Annotated in this window: 8 protein-coding genes; 3 read left to right on the top strand and 5 right to left on the bottom strand. The window is 52.2% G+C overall.

What is annotated here, in order from left to right; genetic code table 11:
* The first annotated feature begins 390 nt into the window (after positions 1-390).
* The 3 genes from pipB2 (at position 391) to ACH0VJ_RS08745 (ending at position 4,656) form a co-directional block, all read left to right on the top strand.
* The gene (gene pipB2 / locus ACH0VJ_RS08755) at positions 391-1,443 is read left to right on the top strand and encodes an SPI-2 type III secretion system effector PipB2 (protein WP_001667622.1); all 1,053 of its coding nucleotides are present in this window, start codon (positions 391-393) and stop codon (positions 1,441-1,443) included.
* Between the two features lie 174 nt (positions 1,444-1,617).
* Positions 1,618-1,950 carry a hypothetical protein gene (locus tag ACH0VJ_RS08750; RefSeq protein ID WP_077907576.1) on the top strand — a complete coding sequence of 111 codons (333 nt, stop codon included), beginning with the start codon at positions 1,618-1,620 and terminating at the stop codon, positions 1,948-1,950.
* A gap of 531 nt (positions 1,951-2,481) precedes the next feature.
* Entirely contained in the window at positions 2,482-4,656 is a 2,175-nt protein-coding gene (locus ACH0VJ_RS08745) for a TonB-dependent siderophore receptor (protein WP_001532079.1), read from the top strand.
* Positions 4,657-4,697: 41 nt separating this feature from the next.
* On the opposite strand, the gene ACH0VJ_RS08740 is transcribed toward ACH0VJ_RS08745, so the two are convergent.
* From ACH0VJ_RS08740 to hin, 5 genes are all read right to left on the bottom strand, one after another.
* Positions 4,698-5,633, bottom strand: coding sequence for an alpha/beta hydrolase (locus tag ACH0VJ_RS08740; RefSeq protein WP_000274363.1), 936 nt, complete (start codon positions 5,631-5,633; stop codon positions 4,698-4,700).
* Between the two features lie 31 nt (positions 5,634-5,664).
* Positions 5,665-6,909: an esterase family protein gene (locus ACH0VJ_RS08735; RefSeq protein WP_001239950.1), complete on the bottom strand. Its 1,245-nt coding sequence runs from the start codon at positions 6,907-6,909 to the stop codon at positions 5,665-5,667.
* 109 nt (positions 6,910-7,018) lie between these two features.
* Positions 7,019-10,675, bottom strand: coding sequence for a salmochelin/enterobactin export ABC transporter IroC (iroC, locus tag ACH0VJ_RS08730; protein WP_001111812.1), 3,657 nt, complete (start codon positions 10,673-10,675; stop codon positions 7,019-7,021).
* 80 nt (positions 10,676-10,755) lie between these two features.
* Positions 10,756-11,871 carry a salmochelin biosynthesis C-glycosyltransferase IroB gene (iroB, locus tag ACH0VJ_RS08725; RefSeq protein WP_001221117.1) on the bottom strand — a complete coding sequence of 372 codons (1,116 nt, stop codon included), beginning with the start codon at positions 11,869-11,871 and terminating at the stop codon, positions 10,756-10,758.
* A 962-nt stretch (positions 11,872-12,833) separates the two neighbouring features.
* The gene (gene hin, locus ACH0VJ_RS08720; protein ID WP_000190920.1) at positions 12,834-13,406 is read right to left on the bottom strand and encodes a flagellar phase variation DNA invertase Hin; all 573 of its coding nucleotides are present in this window, start codon (positions 13,404-13,406) and stop codon (positions 12,834-12,836) included.
* Between the last annotated feature and the right edge of the window lie 88 nt (positions 13,407-13,494).

Genomic DNA, 13,494 nt, shown 5'->3' with positions numbered 1-13,494 from the left:
CCTGAACACGCTTTTTAATAGGTTTTCTGCTAATGAGTGGGATGAGTCCAGAACGTAGTATTAAAACGAATGCCGTGTTTATTATTTTAAATGATGTTATATACTCTAAATAATTCGAGTTGCAGGAAGGCGGCAAGCGAGCGAATCCCCAGGAGCTTACTAAAGTAAGTGACTGGGGTGAGGGAACGCGGCCGCAGCACATGCAACTTGAAGTATGACGAGTATAAGCCAATATATTTATTTGGCTGCTATTGTGTAAGCCAGACAGCAACGCGTCGTGATACGTTATTATGTAACCAGACGTAAAGGGGGTATTCACCTTATCTCTAAATGCAAATCTATATGATAAATTTTATCATGCACTGTGTTGCTGTCTCTGGGAGAAAATATATGGAGCGTTCACTCGATAGTCTGGCTGGTATGGCTAAATCTGCTTTTGGCGCGGGGACTTCTGCTGCTATGCGGCAAGCTACCTCGCCCAAAACCATTCTGGAATATATCATTAACTTTTTTACCTGTGGTGGGATACGTCGGAGAAATGAAACACAATATCAGGAATTGATAGAGACTATGGCTGAGACATTGAAAAGTACAATGCCTGACAGAGGTGCTCCGTTGCCAGAAAACATCATCCTGGATGATATGGATGGGTGTCGTGTCGAATTTAATCTTCCTGGTGAGAATAACGAAGCTGGACAAGTTATTGTACGAGTCAGTAAAGGCGACCATTCTGAGACAAGAGAAATTCCGCTTGTCTCTTTTGAAAAAATATGTCGAGCTTTACTATTCAGATGCGAATTTTCTCTCCCTCAGGATTCTGTAATATTAACTGCCCAGGGAGGCATGAATCTTAAAGGCGCTGTCCTTACCGGAGCAAATCTGACGTCAGAAAATTTATGTGACGCAGACTTAAGCGGCGCAAATTTAGAGGGGGCAGTGCTGTTTATGGCGGATTGTGAAGGTGCAAATTTTAAGGGCGCAAATCTATCGGGAACATCACTAGGCGACAGTAATTTCAAGAACGCCTGTCTGGAAGATAGCATTATGTGTGGCGCTACCCTCGATCACGCTAATCTTACTGGCGCCAATTTACAACACGCGAGTCTGTTAGGCTGTAGCATGATAGAATGTAATTGCTCCGGTGCAAATATGGATCACACTAATCTTTCAGGCGCAACCCTTATACGTGCTGATATGAGCGGTGCGACATTACAGGGTGCTACTATAATGGCTGCAATTATGGAAGACGCTGTCTTAACCCGGGCAAATCTGCGAAAGGCGAGTTTCATTTCTACGAACCTGGACGGGGCTGATTTGGCTGAGGCTAATTTAAACAATACCTGTTTTAAAGATTGTACACTAACCCATTTGCGTACCGAAGACGCCACAATGTCTACAAGTACACAAACACTCTTTAACGAATTTTATAGTGAAAATATTTAGCCCTTTTTGACGTAAACCTGAAATAAAAGCAATGTAAGAATAACAATCTGCTACTGAATAGTAGCTGAGAGTAAATTATTTACAGTATCTTTTATTATTACAGGAGTATGCGACGGTAAAAATATCTGAATAACCATTCCTATTTTCTCAAGTAGAACTTCCAACTAAAGCGAATTGTTTGAAAAGGAAAACGTTATGCCTGGATGTATAAGTGCCTGTTCGTGCGTTGCCAGCCCGACGCCTCCCGATCCTAAGGGCCCCCCCGCGCCTAAATGGATAGAGTTAAAAGGTTATTGTGTTACATGTACTAGTCAGGAGGATATTCGTCCACCTAAAGGGGGTGAATCAAAGCAAAAAATGACACCCAGCGAGTTAGTGCTGTTACGAGGTCTTTTAAAAGATCTGGGGGTAACACAACATCCCTGGCAAGACCCGACAGTAAAATCCACTAACTGTGGGTTGCCATTTTTCCCGGTAGATCCTAGGGAACGAGAAACCGATGTTTGATGGTTTTCAGTCTGCAAAGCGCCTGATAAATATTACCAGGCGCTTTGTATTTTGGCGCCAACATCACTTTCATCGTCATATATCGAATGACTACAATCGTATCCGATCCCACCATTACCCAGACGGAAAGTCGCTGGCAAACTGTAAGAACGGTTCGCCGTCGGCAGGGAAGCGGCGGTGAACCCTGAACCGTGCTATACCATCTTACCTGGGTGTTTCTTGTGATTAACGATCTGAAAAATAGTTTTATTTTATCTATTTCTGTTTTGTAAAACCTCCGTTCAGTAGGCGCATTCTGCCCCCCTTCCCGGATTTACTGGCAAAGCGGAGCCCGGACAGAGAGTCATATTGCAAAATCCCGTTTCCGTTTTTTTATTACCAGATTTTTGTGGTCGAAAGATTGCCTTTTCCTTAATTGAATGATAATTATTATCATTAGCATATGATAATAATTACTATATAGCCGTAATCTGGCAAGGATGTGAGCTTGAGGGCAACAGCGCTACTTTAGACATTATTTAGGGAATGGGTATGAGAGTTAAGAAGTTCATCTGGTTAATAACCGTGGTTTCTACAGGGGTTAATAGTCCATTATCAGCAGCAGAATCTACTGACGACAACGGCGAAACGATGGTGGTTGAATCCACCGCCGAGCAAGTATTAAAGCAACAGCCGGGCGTTTCGATTATTACTCGTGACGATATTCAAAAGAATCCTCCCGTTAACGATCTTGCCGATATTATTCGTAAGATGCCTGGGGTTAATCTTACCGGCAATAGCGCCTCGGGGACGCGCGGAAATAACCGACAAATTGATATTCGTGGTATGGGGCCGGAAAATACCTTAGTGCTGATTGACGGCGTGCCGGTGACGTCGCGAAATTCGGTTCGCTATAGCTGGCGCGGAGAACGCGACACCCGTGGCGATACGAACTGGGTGCCGCCGGAGATGGTAGAACGTATTGAAGTGATCCGTGGGCCCGCCGCCGCGCGCTATGGCTCCGGTGCCGCAGGCGGGGTGGTGAATATCATCACCAAACGCCCCACTAATGACTGGCACGGTTCGCTGTCGCTCTATACCAACCAGCCGGAAAGCAGCAAAGAAGGTGACACCCGGCGGGGTAACTTTAGCCTTAGCGGCCCGTTGGCTGGAGATACGTTGACGATGCGCCTGTACGGTAATCTCAACAGAACCGATGCCGATAGCTGGGATATTAACTCCTCCGCCGGTACCAAAAATGCCGCCGGACGGGAGGGGGTCACCAATAAAGATATTAATAGCGTCTTCTCATGGAAAATGACCCCGCAGCAAATCCTTGATTTTGAAGCGGGATATAGTCGGCAGGGGAATATTTATGCTGGCGATACGCAAAACAGTACTTCAAACGCGGTTACCAAAAGTCTGGCGCAGTCCGGGCGGGAGACCAATCGCCTGTACCGGCAGAATTACGGTCTAACTCATAACGGCATCTGGGACTGGGGGCAAAGCCGCCTGGGGTTCTACTATGAAAAAACCGATAACACCCGCATGAATGAGGGGCTCTCCGGCGGCGGCGAGGGGCGTATTACCAACGACCAGACGTTCACCACTAACCGCCTGACCTCGTATCGCACCAGCGGCGAGGTGAATGTCCCGGTGATATGGCTATTTGAGCAAACGCTCACCGTCGGCGCGGAGTGGAACCGCGATGAGCTGAACGATCCTTCCTCTACCAGTCTGACGGTTAAGGATAGCAATATCGCCGGGATTTCCGGTTCGGCGGCTAACCGTAGCAGCAAAAATAAATCGGAAATCAGTGCGCTGTACGTTGAAGATAATATCGAACCCATGGCCGGTACCAATATTATTCCGGGTCTGCGTTTTGACTATTTGAGCGAATCCGGGAGTAATTTTAGTCCCAGTCTTAACCTTTCCCAGGAGTTAGGTGAATACGTCAAGGTGAAAGCCGGTATTGCCCGTGCCTTTAAGGCACCGAACTTGTATCAAACCAGTGAGGGGTATTTACTCTATTCGAAAGGCAACGGTTGTCCAAAAGATATTACGTCGGGCGGCTGTTACCTGGTCGGTAATAAGAACCTCGATCCTGAAATTAGCATCAATAAAGAGATCGGGCTGGAATTTACCGTAGACGATTACCACGCAAGCGTCACGTATTTCCGTAACGATTATCAGAATAAGATTGTCGCAGGTGATAAAATTATTGGCAGAAGCGCATCTGGCGCTTATGTATTGCAATGGCAGAACGGCGGTAAGGCGCTGATTGAAGGTATTGAAGCCAGCATGACTGTTCCGCTGATGCCGGACCGTCTGAACTGGAATACCAATGCGACTTATATGATTGCTTCTGAGCAAAAAGATACCGGCAATCCCTTATCGATAATCCCGAAATATACGGTGAATACCTTCCTCGACTGGACTATCACCAGCGCGCTCTCCGCTAACGTCAACTGGACGTTATACGGCAAGCAAAAACCGCGAACACATGCGGAGTCGCGTAGTGAAGAGACCAAAGGATTGTCCGGGAAAGCGCTGGGGGCTTACTCACTGGTCGGCGCTAACGTTAACTACGATATCAATAAGAACCTGCGTCTTAATGTCGGTATCAGCAATATCTTCGATAAACAGATCTATCGCTCCGCCGAAGGGGCAAATACCTATAACGAACCGGGGCGGGCTTATTATGCCGGTGTGACGGCCTCGTTTTGATGGATTATGCCCGCCGCTGGCGGGCATATTCTGGCGGCGGGTTAATGGCAGCGTGGTTTTTGGCTTGCCGGTTCGCGACTGATATCCAGCAATGCACTGCGAAAAGAGGCGTTAAACATGGGCCCGTGGCCCAGGCCCGGGTAATGCTGCAGGGCCGCGTTAACGCCGTTGTTCTCAAGCGTTCTCACGGTCTCCTGAACTTTTTGTAGGAGCTCGGCCATCTGGCGTTGCCTGCTATCCCCATTCGACGCTGAACCTTCCATTATGATGAGTTTTTTATGGCAGAACAGCGACGGCTTCACTGTCGTAAGGCGATTCAACAGGACAAAGTTATCCCTGCTGAGTGACGGGCTGGCGCTGTAATAGATATGAAAGAAGGATGACGACAGCCAGGAGTCTAAAACGAACAGGCCGCCATAAGAATGTCCCCATACCCCGCGCCGTTCGGAGTTGATGGTTATTCCTTGTTCCACCTGCGGCGCGATATGTCTCTCCAGTAGCTGGCGGAACGCTGGCCCGCCGCCGGTTTTACGATGAAAACGCGGGTTATTTTCACTGTCATCGCGATCGATTCCCGGCGCCGGCGTATAGTCATAAGCTCTGCCGTTAAGATCAAACGGCAGGTTAGTCTGATAGCCAATCGCCACAATCACCGGCGGCGAGTGGTCTGCCAGCTGTTTGAGCAGCGTCTCCGGCAGTCTGTCCATCACTGCGTTGCCGTCCAGCATATATAAGACAGGATAACCCGACGGCGGGGCGGCTTTATTGGGAATAGCGGTCCATACCCGGTAATGTCTTGCGCCATCGGCAGATTGAAAGTCATTGACCCTAAAATGGTAATATCCCGAACCTTTATCAGCAATATTCGGTCCTAATGGCTGCATATCCGGCTGCGCATAACTCAGCGCGCTAAAACAAAAACTCACTAAAAATAGCGCCATGCGATAGCACTTGTTGTGGTACTGGCGACCATACATCGGATGTGATTCCTTTTTGGCAGGTGAAGTTTTATCGGGGCAGTAGACGTAATCCGTCAATCAGCGCGCCGCGCCACCAGGCATAATCGTGACCGCCGGTGTACACGCTGCAATGGCTTTCAACGCCGGCGGCGCGCAATTTTTCATGCAACTGTTTGACCTGCGGGACCGTCGAACCTTCCAGCGATCCCACGCACAGATGCGTACGTACGGCTGGCGAGGGCGCGGATAACACATGTTCGCTGACCCATGAGCGCTCTTCTGCGCTGAAATGGTTCGGGCGGTTGCGGTTGTCCGGCGTCCACCACATTGAGGGGGAGTGGCTCAGTACCAGGCCAAAGCTCTCTGGCGCGTGGCGGGCCGCCATCAGCGCGGTCACGCCGCCGAGGCTTTGCCCTGCCAGCACCGTTTGTGTACGGTCCGCCCACTGCCGTTCCGGGTATTTGGCGCGAAGGGTTGGCAGCAGGCGTTCGGCAATGTCGAGCACCAGCTCGCGGCGACCGCCGAGGATTGCGACTCGTTCGCGCGCGTTGATGTTATCAATGCCGAGTACGGCCATCGGCGCGATGCGTCCGCTGCGGATGGCGGCGTCAATGGCGGCGCTTACCCCAAGATGGTCGAACCAGATCTCGCCATCCGTGAGTACCAGTAAGCCCAGCGGTTGTACGACAGGAACGTCAGGAAGATACAGCCGCACATGGCGACGTTGTCCGGCGAGCCGATGCTCTGAGGTGAAAAGCTGCCCGGCGTAAGCGCGACAGCCTGACCACTCCTCCTGTGCCGGGGCATGATCCAACGCCAGAACGGACTCCTGCGCATTGCCCCGAACATTTATTCCCGGCGTGCTGTTCAGCGGGTCCGCCTTCCCGACAAGGGAGGCGAAACGGCTTCCAAGCTGCAACACCGTCTCGTCCGGGGTTTTTGGTGGTATTTCGACCATCGTATAGGAACCGCAGTAGGACGCCGGTAAGCGAAGCGTCAGATGCCAGATATCCGTTGTGGGCAGTTGCGTCATCATACCTTTCGCCACGTTATCTTTATCGGTGACACGGTTCAGGCGAACATAAACCCCCCGCAGAGGAGAGGCGGCACGCCACAGGAAGGTGACTTCCCGTTCATCGTCTGCGCCGTTAATGGCTGTCACCAGCGGCAGCGCGAGCGAGTTTACTTCTCGCCAGAAGTGAGAAGCGTCAACCTGGCTTCCGGCAGCGAGTTGACGGCGAAGGCGCGTAGCGGTCTGTATAGCGACAGGAGCGACGGGCGGGCTCAGTCTCATTCTTTGTATTCCATCTCGTTTATATTTCGGTCAGTATCAATAGCTAAAGCGGCTGTTACATGAACAGCCGCTTGCGGGCTTTCTTTTGCGTAAATCGTGGCGATAAAAACTATCCTACGACCTCTCCTTGCGTATCGCGTGTCTGGCCGACGCTGGCCCGCCACAGACGAGCATACAGGCCATGAGCCGCTATCAACTGCTCATGGCTGCCATATTCAGCGATACATCCTTTATCGATTACGACAATAACATCGCAGCGGCGAGCGGTGGTCAGTCGGTGCGCGACGATAAGCGCGATGCGTTTCTCGGTATGCGTCACTCCGGTAAGCGAGGTTATTAAGCGCTCCTCGGCGCTGCGGTCGATACGTGCTGTCGCCTCGTCGAGCAGCAGAATGTGCGCCTGTGCCAGTTGGGCGCGCGCGAGGGCAATCAACTGACGCTGGCCCGCGGACAGATCCGTGCCGCCGTTATTGACCGGAGTACGAAACCCCAGCGGCAGATGTTGCACAGTTTCAAAGAGTCCCGCCTGTCGCGCCGCGATCTCCACCTCCGTGTCGCTGCTGTCTGGCCGCGAATAGCGGATATTTTCGGCAATATCGCCGCTAAATAATGCGACATCCTGAGTGACCAGCCCCGTCTGGCGACGATAATCACTAAGCGACGCGGCATCAATTAGGCGCTCACCGACACGGATTTGCCCGCTGCCGGGAGAGTAGAGCCCGGCCAGCAGCTTGATCAGCGTCGATTTGCCGGCGCCGCTACGTCCGACCACCGCGACTACCGTTCCTGGCGGAATGGTGAGCGAGAGATTATCAAGCACAGGTTGCGTTTTTTCGGGATAGCGGAATGTCAATGCCTCCAGACGTAGCGCGCCGCCAGTGCCAGGCGTTATGGAGGACGGTTCAATATTCTCCGTTTCCTCAGTCGCCAATAGCGCATTGATATGTTTGCCGCTGGCGGTCGCCTGCTGCCAGGAATCAACAATGCCTGACAACTGCTGTACCGGGCCATAAAATTGTCCCAATAGCAGGAAGAACGCCGCCAGTATCCCGGGCGTCATTTCGCCTTCGGCGACCCGGGTCGCTCCGATTAAAAGCACGGCGGCATAGGCAGCCTCGGTGCAGAAGGTCAGGAACGGAAAATAGACAGCAAGGTATTTTTGCGCCCGCACGCGGGTGGCGCGGAAGTTGTCTGATAACGCCCGTAGCCTGGCGGCTTCCTGCTTCTGTTGACCGTGTGACTGCACTACCCGCATACCGGAGACCTTTTCCTGAAGCGTACTGTTCACCTTACCAATTTCCAGCCGTGCCTGGGCGTAGGCAGGCGAGCTCAAACGGCGGTAAATCCACGTCGCCAGTATCACTACAGGTACGGCGCTTAATGCCGTTAACGCAAGAATGGGGTCAAGCCAGAACATTGCCGCGGCGATAGCGACCATCGTCACGATGCTGGTGGCCGCGCTGGCAAGACCGTTTTGCAGAAATCGGGCGAGTGAATCAACGTCGACGGTCATGCGAGTAAGACGCGAGTCGATGTGCTTCTCGTGCCAGGGAAGACTCAGGCGTAGCAGGTGGCTGAAGCTGCGTAAGCGTACCGTATGCTGTACCGACTCTGCCGCGCGGGCGGCGAAGATCGTTTGCAGCGCATAGCAGCACCAACCAATCGCCACCAGACACAGCGCGAGCAGAGCGCATATGCCAATAGTCGACATATCCCCTGCGGCAACGCCTGAGTCAATACCGCGCTGCAAAAGCACCAGCACGCCAACGCCTGCGGCGGAATCAAGCGCGATAAGCAGGGCGGCAATGACGAACATCCAGGCTACTGGCGTCAGCAGCGATGAGACTTGACGCCCGTGGCCTGCCAGCGCCATCTGTACGGCGCGTTCCGGAACGCGCGTCATTCGGTCGACAAAACCTTTTCCAGCGGGTGTCTGGCGCTCATGCGCGTCGTCGGATTTTACCGCCTGCGTTGTTGGCCATAGCTCACGTTGTTCCGCCGGGGCGAGGGCGAGAAAATCCCCCTCGCCGCTCATCAGCGAGCGAAACGTCGGACACCTTGCATCCAGCTCCGCCTGGGTACCGATATCCACGACGCGGCCTTTATCCAGTACGACGATCCGATCGGCTAACTGCAGTGTTGAACGGCGGCGTGCAATCACCAGCAGCATATGCTCATTATCGGCATAACGACCAAGAGCCGTATTAATTTCCGCTTCAGTACCGGCATCGACCGCCGAGGTGGTGTCATCGAGAATCAGCAGTTCCGGCGCGGTAATCAGTGCCCGGGCTAGCGCAATACGCTGGCGTTGGCCGCCGGAGAGGTTGCTTCCGCGTTCGGTCAGTCGGGTGTTGAACCCCTGCGGTAGCGCATTGATGAACCCGCTGGCGCCTGCGGCATCGGCGGCGCGTCGAATGTCGTCCTGAGTCGCTTGCGGGTGCCCATAGGCGATGTTTTCCGCCACCGTACCGGCAAACAGAAACGCGTCTTCAAAAACTACGCCAACGCGACGACGAAGCGCCGTCAGTTTCAGGTCGCGAATATTCTGTTGGCCCGCAGTGGTGTTGAGCCACACCCCGCCGGAGGTAGGATCGTAAAAGCGCGCCAGCAACATCAGCAATGTTGATTTTCCGGAGCCGGAGGCGCCAACCACTGCCACGGTTTCACCGGCGTGAATGGAAAACGAGATCTCATTGAGGATACGGTTACCGTTGTCGTAGTGGAAACTCATCTTCTCCACGTCCAGCCCGATAATCTGACCTTCAACCGACTCAGTACCGTCTTCCATGCGAGAACGCGTGTCGATAAGCGCGAAGACGCGCTCCACCGACGCCTGTGTGCGCTGTGCGATAACCAAAAACGATGCCAGTACGCGGGTAGGGCCGGTCAGCATAGCGAGAAAACTCGCGAACGCAACGAAGGTTCCCAAATCGATGCGCCCATTCATTACCGACCAGCCGCCATAGCACAGCAGGACGATTTGCCCTATCACCGGTAGCGCCAGCATGGTTGCGCCCGGCATCGCCTGCGAGATAGCGGCGCCGATGCGTACCCGCACCATCTGCCGCGACTGACCATCGAGCCAACGCGTTTCGCGTAACTCCGCCACGCAGGACTTCACCACTGAGATCTGTTCCAATACTTCGCGCATATGTTCCGTCATGTGCGCCAGCCGGTCTGAGGCAAGCCCCGTTTGCGCGAAAACACGGCGACGGGCGCGCAGGGCGGTAATAGCAAGGGCGGCCAGTACGCAAATCACGATAAGCGTCATGGATGGCGACATCCATAGCATCACCGCGATACCGGCCACATAGTAAGTGAGCACCGCCAGCGGCACCGGACACATCTGTAGCAAGGTGTGTACCTGTTGAAGATCGCTGTTGGTACGCGAAATGACCTGCCCGGTACGCAAGGCGTCCTGGCCTGCGCCGTCCAGTTTTTGAATACTGTCGAACGCACGGCTACGTAACGTATGCTGAACCCACAACGAGAGTTCTCCGGCATAGCCGCGGCGCACGTAATTCCCGATAAAATCAAAAAGGGCAATTAACAGCAGGCCGCAGGCAAGTAACGGCAGGTGGGTCGTATCGCCTGCTATCGCGTCATTGACGGCCTGACGCGTTATTAGCGGCGTCAGCGCAGCCAGTAAAATGGTCGATACTGATGCTACGATGACAATGATGCTCAGTGTTTTACGTTCCCAACACACGCGGGCAAGGCGAACTATCCAGGCACGAGCGGGCATGGGGGAATGAGTCGCGGGCATTAAGCCTCCTTATCGGTGAAAGATGAGATATGGCGACACACGCTGGGTTCAGCCGCCATATTGTCATTGCGCTGCCGCGGTTAGCCGTGTTGCAGCATGGCGATCAGTTTTTTTGCCACCTCGGTCGGGCAAGGCTGGGCCGCCATTTCCGCCGCGACCTCCTGCGACGCCTCGCGAAGCGCGCGATTACCGAGGAAGGTATTGATCATGCTGCTGGTAAGCCCGCTCTTACCGGGAATAATGCCGCATCCGCGCTCGACCACGGCGCGGGCATTGACGGGTCTGTCGGCACCCTGGCCAAAGACTATCTGCGGAATGCCGGCATGCAGCGCCGTCAGGGTGTTGCCTGCGCCGCCATGGTGGATAAAACCGTCGGCGCCGTTAAGGAAAACGCCCATCGGAAGCCAGTCGACCAGACGGACATTCGGCGGCAGTGAACGTAAATCCGAGCGGGCGTTTGCCGGAAGATGCAGGATGATTTCGGCATCTACTTCGCCGGCAGAATCCATTACCCAGGAAATCAGATCCAGGCCATCCACCATCGGTTTGACTGTGCCGAGGCTGACCAGAAGACGCTTGCGATCAGGTGTACGTTCCCACCATTCTTCCCAGACGGCGCCGCCGTTATACGGGACGTATTGCATGGAGATAACCGGCTCTCCGTCATTTTGCAGTATGCTCATGCTGGGCGGTGTGACGTCTATCCACGCCAGATCTCTTGGTGGCGCGCTGACCCCATGGCGGCGGTAGGCGTCAGAAAGTGATTTCGTCACGCCTTTGATGTGCCAGGGCGTATGACCGAAGCCGACGGTTTGCATCACTACCGGAATGTCATACTTAGCGGCAATCAGTGGTCCAACGACCCCAAGGGGAGGGTAGACGATGAGATCTGGTCGCCACTGCCCGACGAACGCGACCAGCGGGTCAGTCATCTCTTCGCTGAAGAATGAGAAGTTCCCCATTTTTGTTCCAATGTTATTTTCTTTTCGTAATGCCTCCTGACGGCGATAACCCGCTTCCGAATCGAAACCAGGCGCAGCGTCAAATACCACCAACCCAGCTTCTGCTGCTTTCTGTGCAAATTTTCCACCGCTTGCAATCAGCACTTCATGGCCATTAACACGAAACGCTTGCGCCAGGGACAGCACAGGGTATAGCAGTCCATACAGTGGCGGACCGACAAACAGAATACGCATGAGAAATCCTCTCTCTCCACGTCATAAATCGAACAAGTCGTTAATGAGAATGATAATAATTACCAATATCATTTGTAAAATGCAATAACAAATACGACCCTTGATCATGTGATGATTTTTTTCATAAAAATCGGGGAAGAGGAGAGCGTTAAGCGGTGAAGTTTGGTTTCAGACTTATTTACGCGCGTATGGTCGCGAAGGCAAAGCGCCAGGATTGGGGAACTGGATTCGCATACCAGACGCCCGTGGATTATTAATGATAACTTCGCAAATAACCTTTCAGACAATGAGGTAAACGTACCGACGGCAAGGTAACGGGAAACGTCGGTAGTAGTATTGATAACGCGTTGCGGGGCAATTTAACGGTGTCCGGCGGCAGATCGTGTTCTGTGCAGACTTTCCGGCGTTAAATCCCGTATCACCTGCGAGCCTGGACTATCTCTGTGGTATCAACTCTGTAGTAATTTTGTCCCCTTCGTCTTCATTAACCAATAAAACCAGCTTTAACGTTACCGTTCGAATGTTGCGAACGAACAGCTCCTTATGCGGAATATCGTCACCGCTCTGCGATTTTTATAGCGCATTAGCCACACGATTTATTGGTTCTTGAAAACCAAGGTTTTTGATAACCAATGTTATGCCAGGCTTACCTGTGTCATCCAGGTTATCGACACTTGAGGCATAAACTTTACTATTTTTTCTGTCCGTAATTGCTTACATCTAACATTTTGATTAAAAAGCCTTTCCAGGTGAATACTGTGTCTGGTAGTGTTTTGAGCGATGTCGTCTATAGCTGGATGTAACATAGGCTTTATCGTGAGCGCGCTACACTATATATGTTAATGCGTTGAATTTTTTCTCTTTTTAATTAGATGCTGTCTTTTTCGTATACCCTTCCGGTTTATTTATGCCATACGCCTGTATTACAAAAATGTTATATCCATCCTGTTGTAATTTTTATTTTAATTCATTCGTTTTTTTATGCGGCTTGCCGGAAAATATCTGTATAAGGTAGATACGCCAATACCAAAAATAATAGCTAGTTGCTGCCGAGGATGGCCTTTCTCTAATAGCCGGCTAATCTGTTCCTGTTCATGTCTATTGATCGCCCGAGGGCGCCCTCCCAGTCGTCCTTGCGCTCTGGCGGCAGCCAGTCCGGCAAGGGTTCGCTCGACAATTAATTCTCGCTCCATCTCGGCCAGTGCTGACATTACATGAAAAAAGAATCGCCCCATCGCGCTACTGGTATCAATACTATCGGTTAAAGAATGGAAGTGAGCTCCACGTTCATGTAATTCTGATATTAACGCCACCAGGTTTTTCACGCTGCGGCCCAGTCTGTCTAATTTCCAGACGACAAGAGTATCGCCTTTATTTACATACTTTAACGCCCGTTTCAGGCCGGGGCGGTTTGCAATCTTGCCACTGATACGGTCCTCAAAAATGCGGTCACAATTTGCACTAGTAAGCGCATTACGCTGTAAATCGATATTTTGGTCAATTGTTGACACCCGAATATACCCAATAGTAGCCATGATTTTCTCCTTTACATCAGATAAGGAAGAATTTTAGTCGCTTTTCTCATGGAGGATTGCTTTATCAAAAACCTTCCAAAAGGAAAAT

It is taken from the genome of Salmonella sp. 2020_1459 (assembly GCF_043847915.1).
In the GTDB taxonomy this organism is placed as follows: Bacteria; Pseudomonadota; Gammaproteobacteria; order Enterobacterales; family Enterobacteriaceae; genus Salmonella; species Salmonella enterica.
This window is presented reverse-complemented; position numbering and strand designations above follow the sequence as displayed.